The sequence below is a fragment of the Stenotrophomonas maltophilia complex sp. Om-AH-Sm3 genome, assembly GCF_059337855.1.
Genome location: NZ_JBYBLQ010000011.1, coordinates 99,759 through 122,621, shown reverse-complemented (window position 1 = coordinate 122,621; position 22,863 = coordinate 99,759). Strand labels below are relative to the sequence as shown.

The window sequence follows — 22,863 nt, the reverse complement described above, 5'->3', positions numbered from 1 at the left end:
AGTGGCGGATGCGGCGCCCGCGCACACGCCCGGTTGACGAAACATTTACACCGGCATGCGCGGCGGCACCTACGCTCCAGACTCCTGCCTGGAGCCTACCGATGCCTCTGCGCCCCGCCCTGTTCGCCTGCCTGCTGCTGGCCGCTTTCCCGGTGATCGCCACTGAACCTGTGCGCGCGGTCGAGCGCCTGGACATCGATCGCTACGCCGGCCAGTGGCACGAGATTGCGCATCTTCCGGTCTCGTTCCAGAAGCAGTGCGTGGGCGAGATCACCGCCAACTACGGACTGCGCAGCGATGGCCGCATCAGTGTCACCAACGCCTGCCGCAACGGCGACGGTGAGCGCGTGGTCGCCGAAGGCGTGGCACGCGCGGTGGCCGGCCATCCCGGCCAGTTGCAGGTGCGCTTCGCGCCGGACTGGCTGAGCTGGGTCCCGCTGGTCTGGGCCGACTACTGGGTGCTGGCGCTGGACCCGGACTATCAGTGGGCACTGGTCGGTGAACCGGACCGGAAGTACCTGTGGATCCTCTCGCGCCTGCCGGAAATGGACCGCGCACGCTTCGAAGCGCTGAAAGAAAAAGCCGAGGCCATGGGCTACGACCTGCGCCCGCTGCGCCTGATGGCCCCGCTTCGCGATACGCCCGCCGATTGAACCGCGTCGCAACCGCGGCGCCGCGCGCGCGCCGTCCGGCACCGCGCACGCCCGGCCGCCATCTTCACGCGCTACCCTCTGCGACGGGTCGCCACAGGCGATCCAAACAACCATACGCCGTAGTATGCTTATCCAAACGCACCCCTCCAGAGGACTTGCGCCCATGCTCCACCGTTTCCGTATCGCCTTGATTGTCCTGTGCACCCTCGCCCTTGTTGCCTGCAACAACGGCATCGTCAAGCGTGTTTCGGAACCGGCGGCCAGCCTGCAGCAGCTGACCGTGCGTGCCGACGGCAACTGGACCGTGGCCCTGCGCCTGCAGAACTTCAGCTCGATGCCGATGACCTTCGATGACGTCTCGCTGGCGCTGACCGTCGGCGACAACGAAGCCGGCACCCTGCACGCGAAGCCTGGCATCTCCATCGGCGGCACCTCCGCCGACGTGATCAATGTCGACCTGGTGCCCAGCTCGGCCGCGCGCCTGGTGGTGGCCGATGCGCTGGCCAGCAACCGCACCCTGGCCTATGGCCTGAAGGGAACGGTGGCGGCCACGCCGCAGGAAAAGAAGCAGCGCAGCTTCGACATCAGCAGCCGCAGCACCCTCAACCAGGCCCCCGGCCTGCCCGGCGTGCTGCGCTGAACGCGCCTTTCGTGGCGGCCCCCGGCGCCGCTCTCCCCTGCCCTGATCAAATCGAGACGTACCGATGAGCAGCTACACCGCCCCGCTTTCCGACCTCCGTTTCGCCCTGCACGACGTGCTCAAGGTCGAACCCCTGTTCGCCCGCCTGGGCTTCACCGACGCCACCGCCGACGTGGTCGATGCCGTGCTGGAGGAAGCCGGCCGCTTCAGCGCCACCGTACTGGCCCCGCTCAACAGCGTCGGCGACGAGATCGGCTGCGTGCTCGACCAGGCCAGCGGTGAAGTGACCACCCCGCCCGGCTTCAAGCAGGCCTACGACCAGTTCGTCGATGGCGGCTGGACCGGCCTGACCGCCTCGCCGGAGCTGGGCGGCCAGGGCCTGCCGCACACTCTGGGCGTGCCGCTGAACGAAATGATCAATGCCGCCAACCTGGCGTGGGGCAACTTCCCGCTGCTCTCCCACGGCGCCATCGAAGCACTGAAGCAGCACGGCGAGGCCTGGCAGCACGAGGCTTTCCTCAAGCCGCTGATCGAGGGCCGCTGGACCGGCACCATGTGCCTGACCGAACCGCACTGCGGTACCGACCTCGGCCTGCTCAAGACCAAGGCCGAGCCGAACGCCGATGGGAGCTATTCGATCACCGGCACCAAGATCTTCATCACCGCCGGCGAGCATGACCTGACCGGGAACATCGTGCACCTGGTGCTGGCCAAGCTGCCCGACGCTCCCCCGGGTGCCAAGGGCATCTCGCTGTTCGTCACCCCGAAGTTCAAGGTCGACCGCGACGGCAACGTCGGCGAGCGCAACGCACTGCGCTGCGGCTCGATCGAGCACAAGATGGGCATCAAGGGGTCGGTCACCTGCGTGATGAACTTCGATGGCGCGCAGGGCTACCTGGTCGGCCAGCCGCACAAGGGCCTGCAGGCGATGTTCACCATGATGAACACCGCGCGCCTGGGGGTCGGCCTGCAGGGCATCGGCCTGTCCGAGCGCGCCTACCAGAACGCGCTGAAGTACAGCCGTGAGCGCCTGCAGTCGCGCGCCCTGAGTGGTGCCAGGTTCCCGGACAAGCCGGCCGACCCGATCCTGGTCCACCCGGATGTGCGCCGCATGCTGCTGACGGTGAAGTCGCTGGTCGAAGGCAGCCGCCTGCTGGCGCTGCACGCCGCCACCCTCATCGACGTTGCCCACCATGCCGAGGATGCCGCTGAGCGCGAGCGCGCCGACACCCTGGTGAGCTTCCTGACCCCGATCTCGAAGGCCTGCCAGACCGAATGGGGCATCGAGAACACCTACAACGCCCTGCAGTGCTTTGGTGGCCACGGCTACATCCGCGAGCACGGCATGGAGCAGCTGGCCCGCGACGCCCGCATCACCACGCTGTATGAAGGCACTACCGGCATCCAGGCGCTGGACCTGATCGGCCGCAAGACCGCGTCCAGCCAGGGCGCCGGCCTGAAGCTGATGCTGGCCGAGATCGAAGCCTTCGCCAAGGAACACGAGGGCAACGAAGCGCTGGCCGAGTTCATTGGCCCGCTGCGCGCCAAGGCCGCCGAATGGGGCAAGCTGACGATGGACGTGCTGCAGCGCGCGGCCGCCAATCCGGACGAACTGGGCGCGGCCAGCTACGACTACCTGTTCTATTCGGGTTACGTGGTGCTGGCCTACTGGTGGGCCCGCAGCGTGGCCGCCGCCGATGCCAGCGCGCACGGCGCCGCCTTCGCCCAGGGCAAGCTCGAGACTGCGCGGTTCTATTTCGCCCGTGTGCTGCCGCGCACCCTCAGCCACGCCGCCGCGATCCAGTCCGGCGCCGCCCCGCTGATGGCGATGGACGACGAGCGCTTCGGCGCCTGAGCCGGGCGTCGCCCGGCACCGGTAGTGCCGGCCGCTGGCCGGCAACCGCAACAGCAACAGCTGCATCCCGGTGGATGGCGGGGCGGTGTGGGCTGGCAGGACACGCCGTAAACCCATCCATGGGGGCTCGATGGCGCCATCCATGGCGCCAACGGTCCTGCCACCCCACACCACCCAGCCTCTGACAGTTCCCCGCGAACTGCGTAGATCCACGCCATGCGTGGATGGTCCCCCCCGAAATCCATCTGGAGAAGAGCCCCCTTTTGTTAAAGGGGGCGCGCCGACAGGCGCGGGGAATAGGTGGAATGCGCGGACCTGAATGTTGACGATTTGTGTATCGCCTGTCGGCGATACACAAATCGTCAACATTCAGGTATAAGCTGTTCTCCCGATGGAGACAGACACTACACGCTTGGGTCTGATCGAAGCCGGAGCTCCGTTTTCTGCTCCGGGCGCCGAAGCATCGCCCAACGCCACGACGCTGCATCGCCCCGGTTCGGTCCGGCTGCTCTCGCTTGATGCCCACGGACGCGTACTGGACTGGATCACCTGGCAGGATGCGGCCTGCCTCTACGCCCGCGAGGCAGTGGCCTGGACGCTCGGCGATCCCTGCCTGCACATCCACGGTGGCACCAACCGCTTCAGCGGCCTGCAGAGCGGCATGGACCTGCACCCGATCATCGCCGCCCGCGGCCACGCCCGCTCCCGCGCGATCGACCCCACGCCGAACCTGACCAATCAGGCCCTGTTCGCCCGCGACGCCCATCTGTGCATGTACTGCGGCCAGCAGTTCACCCGCCCGACGCTTACCCGCGACCATGTCATGCCGCTGTCCAAAGGTGGCCTGGACTGCTGGGAAAACGTGGTCACCGCGTGCTTCCACTGCAATTCGCGCAAGAGCGACCGCACCCCGCAGCAGGCCGGCATGCCCCTGCTGGCAGTGCCCTACCGGCCCAGCTGGATCGAGCACCTGATCCTGTCCAACCGCAACATCCTGGCCGACCAGATGGCCTTCCTGAAGGCGCAGTTGCCCAAGCGCTCGAAACTCAGCACCTGAACGCCCGAAAATGCAACCCTCACCGTCCTGTCACGGACGGCGGCGTTTGCTTGCCCCACCCCCGTTTGAGGGCGAAAATGGGCGTTCAGAAAAAGTGCGAACATGATGATCGACTCTGCCCGCTATCCCCGCCTCGCGCGCATCCAGACACCGGATGACCTGCGCACGTTCGACGAATCCGAATTGAGGGCGGTCGCCGACGAACTGCGCGCCTACCTCATCGAATCGGTGGGCAAGAGCGGAGGTCACTTCGCCGCCGGCCTGGGCGTTATCGAGCTCACCGTGGCCCTGCACTATCTGTACCAGACCCCGGTCGACCAGCTGGTGTGGGACGTCGGCCATCAGACCTACCCGCACAAGATCCTGACCGGCCGCCGCGACGAGATCCATACTGTCAAGCAGAAGGACGGTGTCGCGCCGTTTCCGAAGCGCGAGGAAAGCGAGTACGACACCTTCGGCGTCGGCCACTCCTCCACCTCGATCTCGGCCGCGCTCGGCATGGCCATCGCCCGCCAGTCCGAAGGCGACGACCGCAAGGTCGTGGCAGTGATCGGTGACGGCGCGATGACTGCCGGCATGGCATTTGAGGCGCTGATGCACGCCGGTGGCATGGAGCCGGAGCCGAACCTGCTGGTGATCCTCAACGACAACAACATGTCGATCTCCGAGGCAGTGGGCGGCCTGACCAAGATGCTGGGCCGAGCGACCGGCAGCCGTACGCTCAACGCGCTGCGCGAAGGTGGCAAGAAGATCCTCGGTGACAAGAAGAACAACCCGGCGCGTTTCGTGAAGCGCTGGGAAGAACACTGGAAGGGCATGTTCGTGCCCTCCACGATGTTCGAGGAAATGGGCTTCCACTACACCGGCCCGATCGACGGCCACGACATGCCGGCCCTGTTGTCCACCCTGAAGACGCTGCGCGCCTCCAAGGGCCCGAAGCTGCTGCATGTGATGACCACCAAGGGCAAGGGCTACGAGCCGGCAGAAGGCGATCAGATCGGTTACCACGCCGTGGGCCCGTTCGATCCGGACAAGGGCCTGGTGGCCAAGGCCGGGGCCAAGAAGCCGACCTATACCGATGTATTCAGCGACTGGCTGTGCGATGCCGCCGCCGCCGAGCCGCGCCTCTACGGCATCACTCCGGCGATGCGCGAAGGCTCTGGCCTGGTGCGCTTCAGCAAGGAATACCCGCAGCGCTATTTCGACGTGGCGATCGCCGAGCAGCACGCGGTCACCCTCGCCGCCGGCATGGCCACCCAGGGTGGCAAGCCGGTGGTGGCGATCTACTCCACCTTCCTGCAGCGTGCGTACGACCAGCTGGTGCACGACGTGGCGATCCAGGATCTGGACGTGCTGTTTGCGATCGACCGCGCTGGCGTGGTCGGTCCGGACGGCGCGACCCACGCCGGCAACCTCGACCTCAGCTTCCTGCGCTGCGTGCCGAACATGGTGGTGATGGCACCCTCCAGTGAAGCCGAGTGCCGGCAGATGCTCAGCACCGGCCTGCAGCACCCGGGTCCGGCGGCCGTGCGCTACCCGCGCGGTACGGGTACCGGCGTTGCGGCCGGCACCGACCTGTCGACCCTGCCGATCGGCAAGGGCGAGCTGCGCCTGCAGGGCAACCGCATCGCCCTGCTTGCCTTCGGCAGCACCGTGCCCGCCGCCGAGCAGGTCGGCCGCGAACTGGGCCTGAGCGTGGTCAACATGCGCTTCATCAAGCCACTGGATCGCGAGCTGGTGCTGACCATGGCCGCGCAGCACGAGGGCCTGGTCACGATCGAAGACAACGTCGTGGCCGGCGGTGCCGGTTCCGGTGTCGGTGAACTGCTCAATGCCGAAGGCGTGCTGCGTCCGATCCTGCACCTGGGCCTGCCCGACAGCTACCAGCACCACGCCAGCCGCGAGGACCTGCTGGCCGAAGCCGGTATCGATGCGGCCGGCATCCGCGCCGCCGTGCTCAAGCGTTGGCCACAGCTGGCCGCAGGCAGCCCACCGCTGAGCGCAGCGGGCTGAGGCCGATCAGGAATCCACGCATCACGGGAAGGTGCAGCCGAAGGCTCGCACCTTCCACGGTGGAAGCAGGTGGTTCCACGCCATGCGTGGATGGCCGGACCCCGCAGGCCTGCCCCGGCAGGCGCCCCACGCTCAACCGTAACTGACCGCTTCCACGAACGCCCCGCTGGCCTCCACGCGCACGGCGGCGCGCTGCCCGGTGTCGACGAAGTGCAGGCGGGCCAGGGTCTCGGCAAAGTCATAGGCTCGTGCGCCATCACGGAACTCGATTGGCTCCGGCCTATCCGGGTGCAGCACGCGCCACTGGCGCTGTTCGCATTGCAGGCGGATCAACATGCAGCTCACTCCTTGAGGCAGCGTATCGACGGCGGCGCGATGCTGATGCCGGCTACGGCAATCGACATCGGGAATCAGGGCACGCAAGGCACCCTGATCACAGACGATACGGCGTTCAAAATGTGAGCTGTATCAGATTATTCTGATTTTCATGGGTTGAATCCGTAAAGCTCAGTTCACCTGGAACTGCGCCCTGCAGCCATCGCTCACCCAGATGCCGCGGCGATCCCAGCCCCAGCTCTGGCCTTCGATGCAGGCACTGCGCGAGTCCTGGCGGATCAGGCGCACGCCCCGGCGGATGCGGGCATCGCAGTACTCCTGCCGGTGGCCATTGGAATGGCAGGTAACCACATCGCCACCGCCCCATCCGTTGCCATTGCCCCAGCCGCCGCCATTGCCACCCCAGCCGCCACCGCGGCGGTATTCACCGACGAATTCGGCACGGCACCCCTGTGTGACCCAGACGCCGTTGCGCGACTGGCCCCAGGTCTCACCTTCCACACAGGGCGAACCGGACAACTGGCGGATCAGCCGCGCGCGGCCATCCAGGCGGCACTCGTTGCTGCGGTTCTTGACCGACTCGCAGCGCACGATGCCACTGCCATCGCGGCCGCCATAGCGGTCGTCGTCGTAGCCGTAGCCATAGCTCTGCGCCTGGGCGCCGCCGGCGGCCGCCAGCATCGGCAACAGGGTGCAGGCCAGGGTGCGCCAAGTGAGTGCCTTGCCCATCGAGATCTCCAGATGAATACGATGGCGCAAGCATCCGGGATTCACGGCCCGGCGCACAGAGGGAGGCGCGATGGCAGTTGTTCCCCCATTCAAACAACTCAACCGCGGCTGACTGCACTACGGGGGCTGGCGTCACTCTCCAACGTAAAGCGCGTCTACCGTGTTGCCAAGCGCCTCGACCCGCACCGTGCTGCGCTGGCCGGTGCGGCGGTGATGCTCCAGGGCCAGCGCGGCGGCGGCATCAAAGGCGTCGGCGCCCCGGGCGTAACCGGTGGTGTCGCTCATCTGCGGATGCAGTACGGACCAGCGCTGGGCATTGCATTGGACGGTGATGACCATCGGGAGGCTCCTGCGGATGAAAGGGTGCAGTGGCAGGCAGCGGGCCGCTTGCCGTTACACCATCAGGCTAGCGACCGCCTCCGGGATGGCCTATCAGATTTGTACGAAAATGCCGCGCCCTCGCGTCGGATCTTGGCTTTCCTCACATCCCTGAGTCCGTTTAGCCCGTTCATTCCGTGATCCTTGTCACGGAGTCAGGCTGGCTTCACACTACCGTCATCAACAGGGGCCCCTTCCACATGCGCACCTTCTTCTCGCACCAGCGTTCGACGTTGCTGAAGTTCTATTTCGTGGCCAGCTATCTGATCCTGATCGAAGAGTTGATCCGCGCCGCCGTGCATTGAGCGCTTGCTGACGGGCTATTTGCGACAGAAAATGTCGCTTTACGCACGGAGCTCGCGCATGAAGGTGCTTCTTCTGATCCCGGCCCTGCTGGCTCTGGCCGCCTGTGCCAGCCAGGACACGGCGACCGCGCGCGCTGATGCCGCTGAGGCGTCGCCAGCGACGCCGGTGGTCGGGGGCGACCGTGATGCGCACGGCTGTATCGGCTCTGCCGGCTATCAGTGGTGCGAACACAGCCAGCGCTGCGAGCGCCCCTGGGAGCTGGCGCAGGCGCAGGGCTTGGCCAACACGGCCGAAGCCATCGACGCGTACTGCGCCAAGCCCGCCAGCCCGGCGCGCAAGTGAGCACGCCCTGCCATGGCTGAGCTGACTCCCCTGCCCGATCTCGCCCGTGGCCGGTATCGCCACTTCAAGGGCGGCGAATACGAGGTGATCGATATCGTCCGCAGCAGCGAGACGTTGGAACCGATGGTGCTTTATCGCGCACGCTATGGCGAAGGCGGCCTGTGGGTGCGCCCCTACCCGATGTTCATCGAGCAGGTTCTGGGCGAACACGGCCCGCAGGCGCGCTTCGCTCGCATCGACGATTGATCCGGTGCGACCCGCAGTGACCCGGAGCCCGCGATGAACCCCTATATCTACCTGGCCGCCGCCATCGTGCTGGAAGTGATCGCCACGTCGCTGCTGAAGGCCTCGGACGGCATGAGCCGGCTGTGGCCGACAGTGGGCGCGCTGGTTGGCTATGGGCTGTGCTTCTACCTGCTGTCGGTCACCATGAAGTCGGTGCCGACTGGCATCGCCTATGCAATCTGGTCCGGCGTCGGCATCGTGCTGATTTCGCTGATCGGCCTGGTGGTCTTCAAGCAGCGGCTGGATGCACCGGCATTGATCGGGATCGGCCTGATCTGCGCCGGCGTACTGGTGATCAATCTGTTCTCGCGCAGCAGCGCGCACTGAAGACGCTGCTGCGCGAACGGCGCTAGCTGACCTTCCTCAGCTGACCTTCTTCGCCACGCTCATGCCGATCAGGAACAGCACCACGGCGATGATGATGCCTGCCCAGAACAGGAACTTGGCGATGCCTACGGCGGCGCCAGCGATGCCGCCGAAGCCCAGCACGCCCGCGATGATGCCGATGATGGCGAAGATGATGGCCCACTTGATCATGTCAGTCCTTTCCCTGCAGGGAATGCAAACGGTGCGATCAGGCTAGGCCGCCACCGATGCGGCGCTCGTGAACGGGCCGCGTGTGCGGCGTGAATCAACGCGGCCGGAAGCGCAACAACGCCACTGCGAAAGCCAGGAACACGCTTCCCACCAGCCGCTCGAACCAGCGCCGTGCGAATGGCTTGGCGAGCCAACGGCGCAGGCCGTGACCACCGGCCGCATACATCACGTACCAGAACAGTTCGCAGGCCGCGAAGGTCGCCACCAGCACGCTGTACTGCACGGCCTGGCTGCGCGACGGGTCGACGAACTGTGGCAGGAACGCTGCGGCGAACAGCAGTAGTTTGGGATTGCTCAGGCCGACCCACAGGCCGCCGCGGAACACCGTTCCTGCGCCATGTACCGGCGCCAGTGTGACCTCGTCAGCATCGGCCACCGCGGGTGCGGGCCGGCAACTGTCGCGCCAGGCCTTGATGCCGAGCCAGGCCAGGTAGGCCACACCGAGATAGCGCAGCACCTCGAACAGCATGGGCGAGGAATGCAGCAGCGCACTCAGGCCCGCTGCGGAAGCCGCCAGCACAAGCAGCATCGCCAGCAGGCAGCCGGCCATGGCCGGCACGCTGCCGCGAAATCCCAGCCCGACGCTGCGGCCAAGGATGTGCAGCATGTTGGGCCCAGGCGTCCCGCACAGCACGAAGACCGTGGCCAGGAACCACCACCAGGTATGCAGGGCCATATCGGGCGTCCACTTCAGAACATCCAACCAGCATAGAGTGCGCCGGCCTGGCGCGGCACACACAGTGCAGCATGGATGCGGTGGTTACAGAGGCAGGCTCAGGCCGCGAGCGCGTCGCGCCGTACCAGTACCTGGTCGATCAGGCCCCATTCGCATGCCTGCTCGGCGCTCATGAACCGATCGCGGTCCAGGGTCTGTTCGACCTCCTCGAAACTGCGTCCGCAATGCCGCGCATACAGCTGGGTGATGCGCTGCTTGGTGCGCTGCATCTCCTCGGCATGGATGAAGATGTCCGAAGCCTGGCCCTGCACCCCGCCCAGCGGCTGGTGCACATGCAGGCTGGCATTGGCCAGCGCCGCGCGGTGACCCGGCTCGCCGGCCATCAGCAGGAACGAACCCATCGACCGCGCGGTGCCCATGCACAGCGTATGCACCGGGGCCGAGATGTATTGCATCGTGTCGTACATCGCCAGGCCGCTGGAGATCACCCCACCCGGCGAATTGATGTACAGATGGATCGGCTTCTCCGGATTTTCAGATTCAAGGAACAGCAGTTGCGCGCAGACCAGCGCCGATACGGTGTCATCGACTTCGCCGTTGAGAAAGATGATGCGCTCGCGCAGGAGCCGCGAGTAGATGTCATAGGAGCGCTCACCGCGCTCGCTGCGTTCCACCACCATCGGTACCAGCTGCATTCTGTCCCGCATGTGCCTGCTCCCTGTAGCGTTCGATCCAGGCGCCGGCTCAAGCCGCGCGCATCACCGTGCGATGGTCATCGTTGGACGCCGGCGGTATCAGCGCGCGCCGGTCGGTGAGCCGATGCACGATGGTCAGCACCGTTCCCCCATCCTCATCAGCGCGCAGCCGAAAACACACAAGGCTGTGCAGATGTGGGGGCTGTGCATCGCGCAAGCGGAATCCCAGCTCCCGCCCCTCCTCGCACAGGCAGGGCTTTGGATCGGCAAGATCGGCGGCAGGCAACCAGCGCTCACGCAGTGCCGGATCGAACAGTGCGCGCCAGACCCGTTCCGGCGGCGCAGGCAACCGCTGCTCCATCACCAGCGCGGGAGCCGCTTCCTTCAGTACATCGTCCATCAGTCCATCTCCTCCAGCAGGTTCTGCAGTGCGGACATCCGCGCCGGCCAGTAGGCCCGGTATCGCTGCAGCCAGCGTCCGATGTGGGCCAGCCCGCGCGGATCGACTTCATAGTGGACGAAGCGCCCCTGGCGCTGCTCACGCACCAGCCCTGCATCGCGCAGCACTGCCAGGTGCTGGGACATCGCAGACTGGCTGATCGCAATGCCCTCGCGTAGCGCGCTGGCATGTTGCCCGCCATCGGCCAGCTTTTCGAAGATATGGCGGCGGGTGGGGTCGGCCAGCGCCTTGAACAGGGCGTTCTCGATCATGGCCTATACATTAGCGATCACTAATGTGTCGTGCAAGTCCCGCATCGGTTGTGCTGCAATGACGGCTCCCTGGCATGGAGCTGAGCATGAAGACCCTTGGCCTGATCGGCGGCATGAGCTGGGAAAGCTCCGCGCAGTACTACCGTCTCATCAACGAGGCGGTGCGGAACCGCCTCGGTGGCGCCCATTCGGCGCAACTGCTGCTGTGGTCGGTGGATTTCGCCGGCATCAAGCAGTTGCAGCACGACGGTCAGTGGGATGTGCTGGGCAACCACATGCTCGATGCCGCGCGGCGACTGCAGGCCGGTGGCGCCGAGCTGCTGGTGATCTGCACCAACACCATGCACATGCTGGCCGGCCGGATCGAAGCCGAATGCCCGCTGCCCCTGCTGCATATCGCCGACCCGACCGCCACGGCGATCCTGCAGGCAGGCATCCGCAAGGTGGGTCTGCTCGGCACCGCCTTCACCATGGAGCAGGCGTTCTACCGCGACCGGCTGCAGGACCGCTTCGGGCTGCAGGTACTGGTTCCGGAGGCTGATGATCGCCGCTGCGTGCACGACATCATCTACCAGGAGCTGATCGCCGGCGTGGCCAGCGAGCACTCGCGGCAGGTGTACGCCGGCGTGATTGCGCGGTTGGTCGCGCGCGGCGCCGAAGCGATCATCCTCGGCTGTACCGAGATCATGCTGCTGGTGCGCCCCGAAGACAGTGCGGTGCCGTTGTTCGACACGACCACCCTGCACGCGCTTGCGGCGGTGGACGCTGCGCTGGCCTGACCGCGCGCAGCGTCAGCCTTGGCCCTGGACTTCCAGTGCGGTGATCAGCCAGTCGACCACAGCCTGCGAATCACACAGGAAGAAGATGGCATCGCCCGAACGCGCTTCGGTCAGCAGCCGATAGACGGTAATCGCCACCGCCGACTGGTTGGCGATGAACACCTCCGGGCTGCGCGGCCCTTCGCTGTGGCCGGCCACGGCGTGCAACGCCTTGCGCGCAGCCACGGTGGCGGGCGGGTCTGCGCTGCGGGTCAGTTCCGGCCCGCGCAGGCCCCACGCAATGAACACATGCTTGCCCTTGAACGTGGTGTCCAGGACACGCACCTGCCCGGCCTCTGCGCCAGCCGAGCGATGAATGACGGTACTGCTGATCAACGCAACCCCCTGTGGTCGTCGTGGTCCGCGCATCCTCCTCCGCAAGCCGGCTGCACGCCAGTGACGGCAGCCACAGGCTGCGCCGGCATGCGTGGGAGACATGTAAGAAGGTGTAAGCCGATGCGATCGGATGTGCCGCGATGATAAGGGATGTAAGGCCCTGCATGGGCCGGTGCGCACTACTAAATCCCCACTGAGCCAGCGCCGGAACGATCCGTTCCGACGGCCTCGGGCTGGTCCATTCTTGCGGCCCATTCCCCCTGCCGAGGCTCTCCATGACCCATCGCCTGTTGCCGCCCATTGCCACCTCCGCCCTGGCCCTGCTGCTGGTGGCCACCACGGTGGCCGCCCAGGACTACGACAGCGATCACATTCCGCCGCTGCGTTGCGAGTCGCAGTTCAACAAGACCCAGCAGTGCCCGATCGAAGGCCGCATGCGCATGGCCAGGCAGCTGTCGGTCACCCGCTGCGTCGAGGACCAGAACTGGGGCCAGAGCCGCCGCATGCTCTGGGTCACCGAAGGCTGCCGCGCTGAGTTCGTGGCAGACGAACAGGGACGCGGCCGCTGGCCGGGGCGCGGCCGGGATCGTGATCGGGATGACGACGGCGAGCGCCTGGTCTGCGAGTCCTACGAGCAGAAGGACAAGGAATGCCGCATCCGGGTGCGCCATGAAGTGCGCCTGGTCAAGCAGAAGTCGGTGACGCCGTGCGTCGAGGACCGCAACTGGGGCTGGGACCGCCGCGGGGTGTGGGTCAGCGACGGCTGCCGTGCCGAGTTCCGCGTGTATTGACTGCCGACCACACGCTGGCTTTGGCGGATACGCAGACACGGCCGACGTGATCGATGGACTGGGCGCATCCAGTCCAGGAGCCTGCGATGGCACCACCCGATCCTTCCTCGACGATGCTGCATATCCGCGAGGTGATGCCCGCCTCGGGTTTCATCGACAGCGGCATCGGGCATGGATTGGACGAAGGCGATCCGGAGCTGATCTACCGCTTTTCCGGCAGCTGATCGAGATACGTGGTCACCTTTGCGTCCAGCAGGTCCATCAACACCGGATCCATGCAGCGATAGTCGTCGGGGATGTCCAGGCAATGCAGGCGCTTGTGTTCCAGCAGGCGCGCGTATGCGGCCCGCAGGCGATGCTGGTGCTTGGCCTCCATCACGAAGATGACATCGGCCCAGCGGATATCCGCCGGGCCGATGGGGCGTCGTGCATGCGGGCTGGTGCCGGCCGACAGCGCGTTGAAGCCGGGCCGCCGTCGCCACATGGCTTCGGCGGTCGGGCTCCGCAGCTGGTTGCGGCTGCAGACGAACAGCAGGTTGATCATTCCTGTTCCTGCAGTTGCCGGGCGCTGAGGACCGGATAGGTGAAGCCCAGCTGGCGTGCACGCGCGAGCTTGGCATCGCGCGTATACAACAGCTTCCAGCTCTTCTCGGGCTTGTAGCGGTAGGCGGTCGTGGCGCGGTCGCCACCACGATTGCGGGCCTGGCTGCGACGCCAGGCACGGTTTCTTGCAGATTCCATGATGTGTTCTCGTGAGTACCGGGTTCAGCAGCCGCGGTAGTACGAGTAGCGCGCAGCATACACCGCACGCACAAAAAAGCCCACGCATCGCTGCGCGGGCTTCTTGATTCATCACAGTGGTCGGGACGGCCGGATTCGAACCGACGACCCTCTGCCCCCCAGGCAGATGCGCTACCAGGCTGCGCTACGCCCCGACTGATGCTGCGATGTGCCCGCCAGTGCGGCGGGCCGTGAAGTATAGCGGATTACGATGGAAATGGGATCAGCGGCGCAACAACTGCAGCACTTCTTCCAGCTCCATGCGTACCTGCTTGATGATCTGGTTGCTCAGCGCCGATTCCTCGCGGGCATCGGGGCCGTCCAGACGCAGGCGTGCACCACCGATGGTGTAGCCCTGTTCGTACAGCAGGCTGCGGATCTGCCGCACCATCAGCACGTCATGGCGCTGGTAGTAGCGGCGGTTGCCTCGGCGCTTGGCCGGCTCAAGGCTGGGAAACTCGGTTTCCCAGTAGCGCAGGACGTGCGGCTTGACGTCGCACAGCTCGCTGACCTCACCGATGGTGAAGTAGCGCTTGGCCGGGATCGGCGGTAGTTCGCGGTTACTGCCCGGATCCAGCATAAGCTTCCACCCTCTCCTTGAGCTTCTGGCCCGGCCGGAAGGTGACCACCGTACGGGCGGAAATCGGAATTTCCTCGCCGGTCTTCGGGTTGCGACCCGGGCGCTGGTTCTTGCGCCGCAGATCGAAATTGCCGAAGCCCGACAGCTTCACCTGACGTCCCTGTTCCAATGCTTCACGCAGCACATCGAAAAACGCGTCGACGAATTCCTTGGCTTCCCGCTTGTTCAGACCGACTTCGTCGAACAGCTTTTCCGCCATCTCCGCCTTGGTCAATGCCATTGCCTGCTACCCCCGAGTGCCGCCCGCTCAGCCGCGGATCCGGGCGTGGTGTTCACGCTCGATGGCAGTGACCGCCTCGGCCACCACCGCATCCACGTCGCGGTCCGTCAGAGTGCGCGACTTGTCCTGCAAAATCAAGCCCATAGCGAGACTCTTGAATCCCGGCTCGACGCCCTGGCCGACGTAACGGTCGAACAGGTTCAGGTCGCGCAGCAGCGGGCCGGCGGCCTGGCGCACGGTCGCCGCCAGATCGGCCCAGGCCACCTGTTCAGGCACCAGGAACGCCAGGTCGCGACGCACCGCCGGGAAGCGCGACAGCTCGCCGGCACGTGGCAGGCGACGGGCGGTCAGCGGTTCCAGATCCAGCTCGAAGGCGTAGACATCGGCCTCGATATCCATCGCCTTGGCCAGACGCGGGTGGATCTGGCCGATCCAGCCGATCGCCACGCCATCGCGGTACACCTCGGCCGACCGCGCCGGGTGGCCGTAGGCACGGGCCGACGGGCGGAACTCCAGTACCGCACCACTGGCAGCCGCCAGCGATTCCAGGTCGCCCTTCAGATCATGGAAGTCGACCTTGCGAGTCGGCAGGCCCCACTGCACCGCCTGCGCGTCACCGCAGACAGCTGCCGCCACGCGCGGCGTTTCCAGCGGTGCCGGTTGGCCATCTCCGGCCTGCTGGGCGAACACGCGGCCGAGCTCGAACAGGCGCACGCGGCCGAGCTGGCGGGCGGCGTTGCGGCCCAGTGTGGCGACCAGGCCCGGCAGCAGCGACGGACGCATTACCGCCAGTTCGGCCGACAGTGGATTGGCCAGTGGCACCAGGCCGTCGCGCAGCTGCCACTGGGCCAGCAGTGCATCGTCGACGAAGGCGAAATTGACGGTTTCCTGCTGGTCACGGGCGATCAGCTGGCGGCGCACGCTCAGCGCGTCCAGCTGGGTCTCGCTCGGCATCGCCACGCGGGCGGCACCGCCCGGCAGCGTGGTCGGGATCTGCTCGTAACCGTGGATGCGGGCCAGCTCTTCGATCAGGTCTTCTTCAATGGCGATGTCGAAGCGGCGGCTCGGCGCGACCACCTGCCAGCCGTCGGCAGCAGCAACCACGTCCATGCCCAGCGCGCGCAGGATGCGCTCGACTTCCGCATCGTCGATGGTGATGCCGAGCACGCGGGTGATGCGGGCACGGCGCAGCACGATGGTTGCCGGCTGCGGCAGATCGGCTTCACGCACGGCCTCGGTAACCGGCGCCGGGGTGCCGCCCGCCAGGTCCAGCACCAGGCGAGTGGCGTACTCGATCGCGATGCGCGGCAGCGCCGGATCGACGCCGCGCTCGAAGCGGTGGCCGGCATCGGTGTGCAGGCCCAGCTTGCGGCCACGGCCCATGATCGCAGCCGGCGCGAAGTGCGCGGCTTCCAGGAACACGGCGGTGGTTGCGTCGGTGACACGGGTGTCGAAGCCGCCCATCAGGCCAGCCAGGCCGATAGCACGATCGGCGTCGGTGACCACCAGGAAGCTGTCGTCCAGCGCCGCATCGCGGCCGTCCAGCAGCTTCAGCGTCTCGCCCGCGCGCGAACGGCGCACGGCAATGCTGCCCTGCAGGGTGCCGAGGTCGTAGGCATGCATCGGCTGACCCAGCTCCAGCATCACATACTGGGTGATGTCGACCAGCAGCGAGACCGGACGCACGCCACTGCGGCGCAGGCGCTCGGCCATCCACAACGGAGTCTTGGCGGCGGCGTTGACGCCCTCGATGACACGGCCCAGGTAACGCGGCGCTTCGGCGCCGGCGTCGAGCTGGATGCTCAGCTCACGGCTGCCGACTGCCGGAATGGCCTCGGCAGCGAAGTCCAGCACTTCGCTGCGGGTGGCGGCGGCGACGTCATAGGCGATGCCGCGCAGGCTGAAGCAGTCGGCGCGGTTCGGGGTCAGCTTGATCTCGATGCTGGCGTCCGGCAGGCGCAGGTAGTCGACCAGGGCCTGGCCGACCGGCGCGTCATCGGGCAGCTCCAGCAGGCCGGAGGCATCGTTGTCCAGGCCCAGCTCCTTGGCCGAGCACAGCATGCCGTTGGACTCGACGCCGCGCAGCTTGGCCGGCTTGATCTTCAGCTCGCCGATCTGCGCACCCACCATGGCCAGCGGCGCGACCAGGCCCGGGCGCGCGTTCGGTGCGCCGCAGACGATCTGCAGCAGTTCGCCCTGCCCGGCATCGACCCTGCACACCTGCAGGCGATCAGCTTCGGGATGGCGCACGGCCTCGACGATGCGCGCCACGACCACGTGATCGAGGCCTTCGCCCAGCGCGGTCACTTCTTCCACTTCCAGGCCGATGGCGGTCAGCACTGCACTCAGTTCATCGCGCGAGGCGCCGGTCGGGACATGGCTGCGCAGCCAGTTTTCGGAGAATTTCATGGTGTCACCCTGGTGGGCCCGGCGCATGCGCCTGGGCCTGCGAATTTAGGAGCAGCCGAGCATGGCTCGGCTCTACATGGTTGCGGCTTACGCGAACTGTTTCAGAAATCGCACGTCGTTCTCGAAGAACGCGCGCAGATCGTTGACGCCGTAACGAAGCATCGCGAAACGCTCCACGCCCATGCCGAACGCGAAGCCGGTGTAGCGCTCCGGATCGATGCCGACGTTGCGCAGCACGTTCGGATGGACCATGCCGCAGCCCAGCACTTCCAGCCAGCGGGTGCTGCCGTCGGGCTGCTGCCAGGCAATGTCCACTTCCGCGCCCGGCTCCACGAACGGGAAATAGCTGGGGCGGAAGCGCATCTCGAAGTCGCGCTCGAAGAACGCGCGCACGAACTCGGCCAGCGTGCCCTTCAGGTCGGCGAAGGTCGAATGCTCGTCCACCAGCAGGCCTTCCACCTGGTGGAACATCGGCGAATGGGTCTGGTCGCTGTCGCTGCGGTACACCTTGCCGGCGGCGATCATGCGCAGTGGCGGCGCGTGGTCGCCCATGTAGCGCACCTGCACGCCGGAGGTGTGCGTGCGCAGCAGGCGGCCGTCGCCGAAGTAGAAGGTGTCGTGCATGGCGCGCGCCGGATGGTGCGGCGGGAAGTTCAGCGCCTCGAAATTGTGCCAGTCGTCCTCGATCTCCGGCCCTTCCGACAGCTCGTAGCCCAGCCGGCCGAAGATGCCGGTGATGCGCTCCAGGGTGCGGGTGATCGGGTGCAGGCCGGCACGGTCGCCGTTGCGGCCCGGCAGGGTGATGTCAATGGCTTCGGCGGCCAGGCGCGCATCCAGCGCTGCGTCTTCCAGCAGCGCCTTGCGCTCGCCCAGCGCGCGGGTCAGCGCGTCGCGGGCCTGGTTGATCGCTTCACCAGCGGCCTTGCGCTCGTCCGCCGGCAGGGCGCCGAGCTGCTTGAGCTGCGAGGTGATGCTGCCACTCTTGCCAAGCAGGGCCACGCGCAGCTGTTCCAGCACGTCGGGACTCTGTGCGGCGGCCACATCGGCCAGCGCCTGGGTGGTGAGGGATTGGATGTCGCTCATGGGGGGCCGGAACTCCAGTCGATCTGCCATCGCGATGCGCGAAGGGCCGACCCCTGTCGCCACCGCCGTCCCCGCGCTGCCGCCATGGCCTCGCCGGAACCCAAAAAAGAATGGGGAAGGACTTGCGTCCTTCCCCATGCATTGCCTTGACCTGACACCGTTCCGAGTGAACGGTTACGGCATCGGGAAGGACTTATGCCGCCAGCGCGCCCTTGGCCTTTTCGGCCAGCGCAGCAAAACCGGCTGCGTCGTGCACGGCGATGTCAGCCAGGACCTTGCGATCCAGGGTGATGCCAGCCTTCAGCAGGCCGTTCATGAAGCGGCTGTAGCTCAGGCCGTTGATGCGGGCAGCCGCATTGATACGGGTGATCCACAGCGAACGGAAGTTGCGCTTCTTCTGCTTACGGCCGATGTAGGCGTACTGCTGTGCCTTGATGACCGCCTGCTTGGCGACGCGGAAGACCTTGCGACGGGCGTTGTAATAGCCCTTGGCGAGATCCAGAATCTTCTTGTGGCGGCGACGCGCCTGTACGCCACGCTTAACTCGTGCCATTTTTCAGTTCCTCAGAGGTAAGGGAGCATGCGGTCCAGACGGCCTGCGTCTTCTGCACGGACATGGCCCGTCTGACGCAGATTACGCTTACGCTTGGTCGCTTTCTTCGTGAGGATGTGGCTACGGTTGGCGTGGCCGCACTTGTACTTGCCCGAGGCGGTCTTGCGGAAACGCTTGGCCGCTGCCCGGTTGGTCTTGATCTTGGGCATTGCAATGTCCTTGATGGGATATGACCCTGGTTTCTGACTGATCTGGCGGCGGCCTGGGCCGCTCTTTCCGTCCTGCCATGATCGGCGTACGACCCGTCCTGGGTGGGTCGAGCCGGGCATGATACAGGCAAAACCGCCCTGCCACCAGCCCCTGCAGCCCTTTCGCCGGCACTTCACCGGCATCCTGCAAAAGCAAAGGGACGCCAGCGGCGTCCCTTTATCCTGAACCATTCAGCCAGGCGCCCCGGAAGGCGGCCCGTCCGGCCTCAGGTCTTCTTCTTCGGCGCGATCATCATGACCATCTGACGCCCTTCCAGGCGCGGACGGGATTCAATGACGATGTCCTCGCCCAGATCGGCCTCGATCCGGTTGGCCATTTCACGACCCAGTTCCTGGTGGCTCATTTCACGGCCACGGAAGCGGATGTTGACCTTGATCTTGTCGCCTTCTTCAAGGAACCCGCGCATCTTGCGCAGCTTGATCTGGTAGTCGCCCTCGTCCGTGACCGGACGGAACTTCACTTCCTTGATCTCGACCTGCTTGGTCTTCTTCTTGGCCTCGCTGGCCTTCTTCTGCGCTTCGAACTTGAACTTGCCGAAGTCCATGATCTTGCAGACCGGCGGATCGGCCTGCGGCTGGATCTCGACCAGGTCCAGGCCTTCATCTTCGGCCATGGACAGCGCTTCGTCGCGCGACAACACGCCGATCATTTCTCCGTCACTGCCGATCACGCGGACGCGCGGCACACGGATTTCCTGATTCTTGCGGTTCTGTTTGTTGTCAGGGGTGCTGATATTACGTTCTCCCAAGGGTATCGAACCGGTCCGGGTGCCTGTGCGCCCGGACCGGACCTTTGCTTACGCGCCCTCGGCCTGGAGCCGCTCGATGAAGGCCTGCAGGCTCATGCTGCCCAGGTCTTCGCCAGAACGCGTACGCACCGCCACAGCCCCATTCTCCTTCTCGCGGTCACCGATGACCAGCAGGTAGGGCACGCGCTGCAACGTATGCTCGCGGATTTTATAGCCGATCTTCTCGTTACGCAAATCCGAGCTGACGCGGAAGCCTTGCTCCGCAAGGGTTTTGGTCACGCCCGAGACGTAGTCGGCCTGGGCGTCGGTGATGTTGGCCACCACCACCTGGGTCGGTGCCAGCCAGGCCGGGAACTGGCCGGCATGGTGCTCGATCAGGATGCCCAGGAAGCGCTCCATCGAGCCGACGATGGCGCGGTGCAGCATGACCGGGTGCTTCTTCTGGCTGTTCTCGTCCACGTACTCGGCGCCCAGGCGGCCCGGCATCATGAAGTCGACCTGCATGGTGCCCAGCTGCCAGGTACGGCCGATCGCGTCCTTCAGGTGGTACTCGATCTTCGGGCCGTAGAAGGCACCCTCGCCCGGCAGCTCCTGCCATTCCACGCCACAGGCGGTCAGCGCCGAGCGCAGCGCGCCTTCGGCCTTGTCCCAGGTGGCGTCGTCACCCAGGCGCGACTCCGGACGCAGCGCGATCTTGATCTGGATCTCGTCGAAGCCGAAGTGCCGGTAAACCGCCAGCGCCTGCTGGTGGAAGGCCGTCACTTCCGACTCGATCTGGTTTTCCGTGCAGAACACGTGGCCGTCGTCCTGGGTGAAACCACGCACGCGCAGGATGCCGTGCAGCGCGCCGGACGGCTCGTTGCGGTGGCAGGAACCGAACTCACCGTAGCGGATCGGCAGGTCGCGGTAGCTGTGCAGGCCCTGGTTGAACACCTGGATGTGGCCCGGGCAGTTCATCGGCTTGACCGCGTACGTGCGCTTCTCCGATTCGGTGAAGAACATGTTGTCCTGGTAGTTGTCCCAGTGGCCGGACTTCTTCCACAGGCTCACGTCCAGGATCTGCGGGCAGCGCACTTCGCCGTAGCCGCTGCTGCGGTAGACCTTGCGCATGTACTGCTCGACCACCTGCCACAGTGCCCAGCCCTTCGGGTGCCAGAACACCAGGCCCGGGGCTTCTTCCTGCAGGTGGAACAGGTCCTGCTGCTTGCCGATGCGGCGGTGGTCGCGCATCTCGGCTTCCTCGATGCGCTTGATGTACGCCTCCAGCTGCTTCTTGTCAGCCCAGGCGGTGCCGTAGATGCGCTGCAGCTGCTCGTTCTGCGCGTCGCCGCGCCAGTAGGCGCCGGAGATGCGGGTCAGCTTGAAGGCCTTCAGGAAGCGCGTGTTCGGCACGTGCGGGCCCCGGCACATGTCCACGTATTCCTGGTGGTAGTACATGCCCATCGCCTGGATGTCGTCGGACATGTCTTCGATCAGGCGCAGCTTGTAGTCCTCGCCACGGGCCTTGAAGATCTCGATCACCTCGGCGCGCGGCGTCATCTTCTTGATGACGTCGTAGTCCTGGGCGATCAGTTCACCCATGCGCTTCTCGATCGCGGCCATGTCGTCCGGCGTGAACGGGCGCTCGGAATAGATGTCGTAGTAGAAGCCCTCGGCGATCACCGGGCCGATCACCATCTTCACGTCCGGGTACAGCTGCTTGACGGCGTGGCCGACCAGGTGGGCGCAGGAGTGGCGGATGATCTCCACGCCCTCCTCGTCCTTGGCGGTGATGATGCGCAGGCTGGCATCGTGGTCGATGACGTCGCTGGCATCGACCAGCACGCCATCGACGGAACCGGCGATGGTGGCCTTGGCCAGGCCGGCACCGATCGACTGGGCGACGTCCATGACGCTGACGGGATTTTCGAACTCGCGGCGGCTGCCGTCGGGAAGGGTAATGTTGATCATCGCATTGGCTTCGTGCGGGGCCCGCGGGGCGGGCTGGAAAGCGTTCCCGGGCCGTTGCCCGGGCAATAAAAAAGCGCCGCGAGGGCGCCTGGAACGCAGGGCCTTCGGGGGCAGGTCAACAGTGGGCGGTGGTAGTGCTCATGTCGCACGCTCGGCCGGCGCTGGGCGCGGGCCACCTTGTTCCAGTCAGGAGTCTGCGACGATCTTAAACCAGCGCACCGGAAAGCCCAAGGGCTGCCGTGCGGTCCGCTGAATGGCCGGCGCTGGCGGCGTGAAAACGCAATGATTACCATGTCCGCGCAGCCCGCCCCGTGCCAGCCTGCCCGCTTCCCCCAGGACCTCGTGATGCGCCACCCGCTCCGACCGGCTCCCGCCGGCCCCGCCCGTGCCCCGCGTTCGCCGGCCCACTGCCGCGGCGCCCGCCCGCAATGATCACCGTCGGCCTTTCCACCCTGGGCTTCTGCAGCCTGGGCGTGCTGGCAGCGATGTTTTCGGCACTGGCCTTCTACGCCGCCTCGCCGCACTGCCGTTGGCCCCGCCTGCGCCGCGCCGGTCGCCTCGGCCGCCAGATCGGCCTGGTCGCCGCCGCTGCTGCCCTGTGGTTGTGGATGGCCGAACTCGGCTTCGCTGCCGGTCTGGTGGCGATGCTGTGCACCTGGATGCTCGCCGCGATGCTGCTGCCGGCGCTGGCCGCCTGGCATCGCCCGGGCACGGAGTCGCCGTGATGTGGTCGCGCGCCATCGCCGGCATCATCGCTGGCTTCCTGCTTGCGGCCGCCGCCACCGGCCTGCTGGCCTGGCTGCCGCCCGGCCCGTGGCAGCGCGCACTGGTGCCGACCCTGATCGCCTTCACCCCGTTATGGATGCTGGCCGCCCTGTGGGCGTTCAGCTTCCGCAGCGCACTGCGCGCCTGGCTGGTTCTGGGTGGCAGCGCCGCGGCCGGCTTCGCCGTGCTCGGGCTGCTGCGCCTGACCGGCGCGGTGCAATGAGAGC

The 22,863-nt window shown here is 66.3% G+C and carries 31 protein-coding genes, 1 tRNA gene and 1 pseudogene; 13 read left to right on the top strand and 20 right to left on the bottom strand.

Features of this window, described 5'->3' with window-relative positions; translation table 11 throughout:
- Positions 1–101 precede the first annotated feature (101 nt).
- The 5 genes from AC10QF_RS14570 to dxs all read left to right on the top strand — a co-directional run bounded on the left by AC10QF_RS14570 (position 102) and on the right by dxs (position 6,218).
- A complete protein-coding gene (locus AC10QF_RS14570; RefSeq protein WP_005417806.1) occupies positions 102–653 on the top strand; it encodes a lipocalin family protein in 552 nt (183 codons plus the stop codon).
- A gap of 163 nt (positions 654–816) precedes the next feature.
- Positions 817–1,293 (top strand): LEA/WHy family protein, encoded by a 477-nt coding sequence (locus AC10QF_RS14565; protein ID WP_053501243.1) that lies wholly within the window; start codon positions 817–819, stop codon positions 1,291–1,293.
- A 64-nt stretch (positions 1,294–1,357) separates the two neighbouring features.
- Positions 1,358–3,148 (top strand): acyl-CoA dehydrogenase C-terminal domain-containing protein, encoded by a 1,791-nt coding sequence (locus AC10QF_RS14560; RefSeq protein ID WP_494542415.1) that lies wholly within the window; start codon positions 1,358–1,360, stop codon positions 3,146–3,148.
- Positions 3,149–3,539: 391 nt separating this feature from the next.
- Positions 3,540–4,205 (top strand): HNH endonuclease, encoded by a 666-nt coding sequence (locus AC10QF_RS14555; RefSeq protein ID WP_032954353.1) that lies wholly within the window; start codon positions 3,540–3,542, stop codon positions 4,203–4,205.
- Between the two features lie 105 nt (positions 4,206–4,310).
- Entirely contained in the window at positions 4,311–6,218 is a 1,908-nt protein-coding gene (gene dxs, locus AC10QF_RS14550; RefSeq protein WP_494542421.1) for a 1-deoxy-D-xylulose-5-phosphate synthase, read from the top strand.
- A 132-nt stretch (positions 6,219–6,350) separates the two neighbouring features.
- On the opposite strand, the gene AC10QF_RS14545 is transcribed toward dxs, so the two are convergent.
- From AC10QF_RS14545 to AC10QF_RS14535, 3 genes are all read right to left on the bottom strand, one after another.
- Positions 6,351–6,554: a hypothetical protein gene (locus AC10QF_RS14545; RefSeq protein WP_005417823.1), complete on the bottom strand. Its 204-nt coding sequence runs from the start codon at positions 6,552–6,554 to the stop codon at positions 6,351–6,353.
- Between the two features lie 171 nt (positions 6,555–6,725).
- Positions 6,726–7,283, bottom strand: a complete 558-nt coding sequence (locus AC10QF_RS14540) for a DUF3011 domain-containing protein (protein ID WP_005417825.1) — start codon at positions 7,281–7,283, stop codon at positions 6,726–6,728.
- Positions 7,284–7,415: 132 nt separating this feature from the next.
- Positions 7,416–7,622 carry a hypothetical protein gene (locus AC10QF_RS14535; protein ID WP_065196610.1) on the bottom strand — a complete coding sequence of 69 codons (207 nt, stop codon included), beginning with the start codon at positions 7,620–7,622 and terminating at the stop codon, positions 7,416–7,418.
- A gap of 402 nt (positions 7,623–8,024) precedes the next feature.
- Between AC10QF_RS14535 and AC10QF_RS14530 the strand changes: the two genes are divergently transcribed.
- From AC10QF_RS14530 to AC10QF_RS14520, 3 genes are read left to right on the top strand one after another with little or no spacing between them, the layout of a single operon-like run.
- The gene (locus tag AC10QF_RS14530) at positions 8,025–8,309 is read left to right on the top strand and encodes a hypothetical protein (RefSeq protein WP_053499224.1); all 285 of its coding nucleotides are present in this window, start codon (positions 8,025–8,027) and stop codon (positions 8,307–8,309) included.
- 12 nt (positions 8,310–8,321) lie between these two features.
- Entirely contained in the window at positions 8,322–8,555 is a 234-nt protein-coding gene (locus AC10QF_RS14525) for a DUF1653 domain-containing protein (RefSeq protein WP_494542414.1), read from the top strand.
- Positions 8,556–8,588: 33 nt separating this feature from the next.
- On the top strand, positions 8,589–8,921 hold the full coding sequence (locus AC10QF_RS14520) for an SMR family transporter (protein WP_053499229.1): 333 nt from the start codon (positions 8,589–8,591) through the stop codon (positions 8,919–8,921).
- 36 nt (positions 8,922–8,957) lie between these two features.
- Here the strand turns inward: AC10QF_RS14520 and AC10QF_RS14515 are convergent, their stop codons facing one another.
- The 5 genes from AC10QF_RS14515 to AC10QF_RS14495 all read right to left on the bottom strand — a co-directional run bounded on the left by AC10QF_RS14515 (position 8,958) and on the right by AC10QF_RS14495 (position 11,273).
- Positions 8,958–9,131: a DUF1328 domain-containing protein gene (locus AC10QF_RS14515; RefSeq protein ID WP_005417836.1), complete on the bottom strand. Its 174-nt coding sequence runs from the start codon at positions 9,129–9,131 to the stop codon at positions 8,958–8,960.
- 94 nt (positions 9,132–9,225) lie between these two features.
- Positions 9,226–9,867: a LysE family translocator gene (locus tag AC10QF_RS14510; RefSeq protein WP_005417837.1), complete on the bottom strand. Its 642-nt coding sequence runs from the start codon at positions 9,865–9,867 to the stop codon at positions 9,226–9,228.
- A 98-nt stretch (positions 9,868–9,965) separates the two neighbouring features.
- Positions 9,966–10,574, bottom strand: coding sequence for an ATP-dependent Clp protease proteolytic subunit (locus tag AC10QF_RS14505; protein ID WP_005417839.1), 609 nt, complete (start codon positions 10,572–10,574; stop codon positions 9,966–9,968).
- Between the two features lie 37 nt (positions 10,575–10,611).
- Positions 10,612–10,962, bottom strand: coding sequence for an SRPBCC family protein (locus tag AC10QF_RS14500; RefSeq protein ID WP_005417841.1), 351 nt, complete (start codon positions 10,960–10,962; stop codon positions 10,612–10,614).
- Positions 10,962–11,273 (bottom strand): ArsR/SmtB family transcription factor, encoded by a 312-nt coding sequence (locus AC10QF_RS14495; protein WP_072169128.1) that lies wholly within the window; start codon positions 11,271–11,273, stop codon positions 10,962–10,964. The genes AC10QF_RS14500 and AC10QF_RS14495 overlap by 1 nt, the downstream gene beginning before the upstream one ends.
- Positions 11,274–11,359: 86 nt before the next feature.
- Here AC10QF_RS14495 and AC10QF_RS14490 point away from each other — a divergent pair, with 86 nt between their 5' ends.
- The gene (locus AC10QF_RS14490; protein ID WP_111127796.1) at positions 11,360–12,052 is read left to right on the top strand and encodes an aspartate/glutamate racemase family protein; all 693 of its coding nucleotides are present in this window, start codon (positions 11,360–11,362) and stop codon (positions 12,050–12,052) included.
- Positions 12,053–12,064: 12 nt separating this feature from the next.
- Here AC10QF_RS14490 and AC10QF_RS14485 read toward each other — a convergent pair whose 3' ends face one another.
- A complete protein-coding gene (locus AC10QF_RS14485; RefSeq protein ID WP_053499239.1) occupies positions 12,065–12,460 on the bottom strand; it encodes a hypothetical protein in 396 nt (131 codons plus the stop codon).
- Between the two features lie 242 nt (positions 12,461–12,702).
- Here AC10QF_RS14485 and AC10QF_RS14480 point away from each other — a divergent pair, with 242 nt between their 5' ends.
- Complete coding sequence (locus tag AC10QF_RS14480; protein ID WP_005417847.1) at positions 12,703–13,218, top strand: DUF3011 domain-containing protein; 516 nt, start codon at positions 12,703–12,705, stop codon at positions 13,216–13,218.
- A gap of 137 nt (positions 13,219–13,355) precedes the next feature.
- Positions 13,356–13,442 (top strand): annotated as a pseudogene (locus tag AC10QF_RS14475) (GNAT family N-acetyltransferase); the annotation flags it as partial.
- Here the strand turns inward: AC10QF_RS14475 and AC10QF_RS14470 are convergent.
- The 11 genes from AC10QF_RS14470 to thrS all read right to left on the bottom strand — a co-directional run bounded on the left by AC10QF_RS14470 (position 13,421) and on the right by thrS (position 21,871).
- A complete protein-coding gene (locus AC10QF_RS14470; RefSeq protein WP_005417852.1) occupies positions 13,421–13,762 on the bottom strand; it encodes a low molecular weight protein tyrosine phosphatase family protein in 342 nt (113 codons plus the stop codon). The pseudogene AC10QF_RS14475 and the gene AC10QF_RS14470 sit on opposite strands and share 22 nt — an antisense overlap.
- Positions 13,759–13,959, bottom strand: coding sequence for a hypothetical protein (locus AC10QF_RS14465; RefSeq protein WP_005417854.1), 201 nt, complete (start codon positions 13,957–13,959; stop codon positions 13,759–13,761). Before AC10QF_RS14465 ends, AC10QF_RS14470 begins: the two co-directional genes overlap by 4 nt.
- 117 nt (positions 13,960–14,076) lie before the next feature.
- Positions 14,077–14,153 (bottom strand) — tRNA-Pro (locus tag AC10QF_RS14460).
- A gap of 68 nt (positions 14,154–14,221) precedes the next feature.
- A complete protein-coding gene (locus tag AC10QF_RS14455) occupies positions 14,222–14,578 on the bottom strand; it encodes a MerR family transcriptional regulator (RefSeq protein ID WP_005410431.1) in 357 nt (118 codons plus the stop codon).
- Positions 14,559–14,858: an integration host factor subunit alpha gene (locus AC10QF_RS14450; RefSeq protein ID WP_005410432.1), complete on the bottom strand. Its 300-nt coding sequence runs from the start codon at positions 14,856–14,858 to the stop codon at positions 14,559–14,561. Before AC10QF_RS14450 ends, AC10QF_RS14455 begins: the two co-directional genes overlap by 20 nt.
- Before the next feature lie 27 nt (positions 14,859–14,885).
- On the bottom strand, positions 14,886–17,267 hold the full coding sequence (gene pheT, locus AC10QF_RS14445; protein WP_494542413.1) for a phenylalanine--tRNA ligase subunit beta: 2,382 nt from the start codon (positions 17,265–17,267) through the stop codon (positions 14,886–14,888).
- Positions 17,268–17,354: 87 nt separating this feature from the next.
- A complete protein-coding gene (locus tag AC10QF_RS14440) occupies positions 17,355–18,350 on the bottom strand; it encodes a phenylalanine--tRNA ligase subunit alpha (RefSeq protein WP_005417865.1) in 996 nt (331 codons plus the stop codon).
- Between the two features lie 193 nt (positions 18,351–18,543).
- Positions 18,544–18,903, bottom strand: coding sequence for a 50S ribosomal protein L20 (rplT, locus tag AC10QF_RS14435; RefSeq protein WP_005410435.1), 360 nt, complete (start codon positions 18,901–18,903; stop codon positions 18,544–18,546).
- A gap of 11 nt (positions 18,904–18,914) precedes the next feature.
- The gene (gene rpmI / locus AC10QF_RS14430; protein WP_005410436.1) at positions 18,915–19,112 is read right to left on the bottom strand and encodes a 50S ribosomal protein L35; all 198 of its coding nucleotides are present in this window, start codon (positions 19,110–19,112) and stop codon (positions 18,915–18,917) included.
- 266 nt (positions 19,113–19,378) lie between these two features.
- Entirely contained in the window at positions 19,379–19,921 is a 543-nt protein-coding gene (gene infC / locus AC10QF_RS14425; RefSeq protein WP_080104334.1) for a translation initiation factor IF-3, read from the bottom strand.
- A 48-nt stretch (positions 19,922–19,969) separates the two neighbouring features.
- Positions 19,970–21,871 (bottom strand): threonine--tRNA ligase, encoded by a 1,902-nt coding sequence (gene thrS / locus AC10QF_RS14420; protein WP_005417872.1) that lies wholly within the window; start codon positions 21,869–21,871, stop codon positions 19,970–19,972.
- A gap of 428 nt (positions 21,872–22,299) precedes the next feature.
- On the opposite strand from thrS, the gene AC10QF_RS14415 reads away from it, so the two are divergent.
- Both AC10QF_RS14415 and AC10QF_RS14410 read left to right on the top strand, forming a co-directional pair.
- Positions 22,300–22,596 carry a hypothetical protein gene (locus AC10QF_RS14415; protein WP_005417874.1) on the top strand — a complete coding sequence of 99 codons (297 nt, stop codon included), beginning with the start codon at positions 22,300–22,302 and terminating at the stop codon, positions 22,594–22,596.
- The gene (locus AC10QF_RS14410; protein WP_005417876.1) at positions 22,596–22,859 is read left to right on the top strand and encodes a hypothetical protein; all 264 of its coding nucleotides are present in this window, start codon (positions 22,596–22,598) and stop codon (positions 22,857–22,859) included. Before AC10QF_RS14415 ends, AC10QF_RS14410 begins: the two co-directional genes overlap by 1 nt.
- The last annotated feature ends 4 nt before the right edge of the window (positions 22,860–22,863 follow it).

Bases quoted from the DNA above. Each gene is read 5' to 3' on its own strand.
- AC10QF_RS14570 (WP_005417806.1), top strand. From the start codon at position 102: ATGCCTCTGCGCCCCGCCCTGTTCGCCTGCCTGCTGCTGGCCGCTTTC.
- AC10QF_RS14565 (WP_053501243.1), top strand. From the start codon at position 817: ATGCTCCACCGTTTCCGTATCGCCTTGATTGTCCTGTGCACCCTCGCC.
- AC10QF_RS14560 (WP_494542415.1), top strand. From the start codon at position 1,358: ATGAGCAGCTACACCGCCCCGCTTTCCGACCTCCGTTTCGCCCTGCAC.
- AC10QF_RS14555 (WP_032954353.1), top strand. From the start codon at position 3,540: ATGGAGACAGACACTACACGCTTGGGTCTGATCGAAGCCGGAGCTCCG.
- dxs (WP_494542421.1), top strand. From the start codon at position 4,311: ATGATCGACTCTGCCCGCTATCCCCGCCTCGCGCGCATCCAGACACCG.
- AC10QF_RS14545 (WP_005417823.1), bottom strand. From the start codon at position 6,554: ATGTTGATCCGCCTGCAATGCGAACAGCGCCAGTGGCGCGTGCTGCAC.
- AC10QF_RS14540 (WP_005417825.1), bottom strand. From the start codon at position 7,283: ATGGGCAAGGCACTCACTTGGCGCACCCTGGCCTGCACCCTGTTGCCG.
- AC10QF_RS14535 (WP_065196610.1), bottom strand. From the start codon at position 7,622: ATGGTCATCACCGTCCAATGCAATGCCCAGCGCTGGTCCGTACTGCAT.
- AC10QF_RS14530 (WP_053499224.1), top strand. From the start codon at position 8,025: ATGAAGGTGCTTCTTCTGATCCCGGCCCTGCTGGCTCTGGCCGCCTGT.
- AC10QF_RS14525 (WP_494542414.1), top strand. From the start codon at position 8,322: ATGGCTGAGCTGACTCCCCTGCCCGATCTCGCCCGTGGCCGGTATCGC.
- AC10QF_RS14520 (WP_053499229.1), top strand. From the start codon at position 8,589: ATGAACCCCTATATCTACCTGGCCGCCGCCATCGTGCTGGAAGTGATC.
- AC10QF_RS14515 (WP_005417836.1), bottom strand. From the start codon at position 9,131: ATGATCAAGTGGGCCATCATCTTCGCCATCATCGGCATCATCGCGGGC.
- AC10QF_RS14510 (WP_005417837.1), bottom strand. From the start codon at position 9,867: ATGGCCCTGCATACCTGGTGGTGGTTCCTGGCCACGGTCTTCGTGCTG.
- AC10QF_RS14505 (WP_005417839.1), bottom strand. From the start codon at position 10,574: ATGCGGGACAGAATGCAGCTGGTACCGATGGTGGTGGAACGCAGCGAG.
- AC10QF_RS14500 (WP_005417841.1), bottom strand. From the start codon at position 10,962: ATGGACGATGTACTGAAGGAAGCGGCTCCCGCGCTGGTGATGGAGCAG.
- AC10QF_RS14495 (WP_072169128.1), bottom strand. From the start codon at position 11,273: ATGATCGAGAACGCCCTGTTCAAGGCGCTGGCCGACCCCACCCGCCGC.
- AC10QF_RS14490 (WP_111127796.1), top strand. From the start codon at position 11,360: ATGAAGACCCTTGGCCTGATCGGCGGCATGAGCTGGGAAAGCTCCGCG.
- AC10QF_RS14485 (WP_053499239.1), bottom strand. From the start codon at position 12,460: ATGCGCGGACCACGACGACCACAGGGGGTTGCGTTGATCAGCAGTACC.
- AC10QF_RS14480 (WP_005417847.1), top strand. From the start codon at position 12,703: ATGACCCATCGCCTGTTGCCGCCCATTGCCACCTCCGCCCTGGCCCTG.
- AC10QF_RS14470 (WP_005417852.1), bottom strand. From the start codon at position 13,762: ATGATCAACCTGCTGTTCGTCTGCAGCCGCAACCAGCTGCGGAGCCCG.
- AC10QF_RS14465 (WP_005417854.1), bottom strand. From the start codon at position 13,959: ATGGAATCTGCAAGAAACCGTGCCTGGCGTCGCAGCCAGGCCCGCAAT.
- AC10QF_RS14455 (WP_005410431.1), bottom strand. From the start codon at position 14,578: ATGCTGGATCCGGGCAGTAACCGCGAACTACCGCCGATCCCGGCCAAG.
- AC10QF_RS14450 (WP_005410432.1), bottom strand. From the start codon at position 14,858: ATGGCATTGACCAAGGCGGAGATGGCGGAAAAGCTGTTCGACGAAGTC.
- pheT (WP_494542413.1), bottom strand. From the start codon at position 17,267: ATGAAATTCTCCGAAAACTGGCTGCGCAGCCATGTCCCGACCGGCGCC.
- AC10QF_RS14440 (WP_005417865.1), bottom strand. From the start codon at position 18,350: ATGAGCGACATCCAATCCCTCACCACCCAGGCGCTGGCCGATGTGGCC.
- rplT (WP_005410435.1), bottom strand. From the start codon at position 18,903: ATGGCACGAGTTAAGCGTGGCGTACAGGCGCGTCGCCGCCACAAGAAG.
- rpmI (WP_005410436.1), bottom strand. From the start codon at position 19,112: ATGCCCAAGATCAAGACCAACCGGGCAGCGGCCAAGCGTTTCCGCAAG.
- thrS (WP_005417872.1), bottom strand. From the start codon at position 21,871: ATGATCAACATTACCCTTCCCGACGGCAGCCGCCGCGAGTTCGAAAAT.
- AC10QF_RS14415 (WP_005417874.1), top strand. From the start codon at position 22,300: ATGATCACCGTCGGCCTTTCCACCCTGGGCTTCTGCAGCCTGGGCGTG.
- AC10QF_RS14410 (WP_005417876.1), top strand. From the start codon at position 22,596: ATGTGGTCGCGCGCCATCGCCGGCATCATCGCTGGCTTCCTGCTTGCG.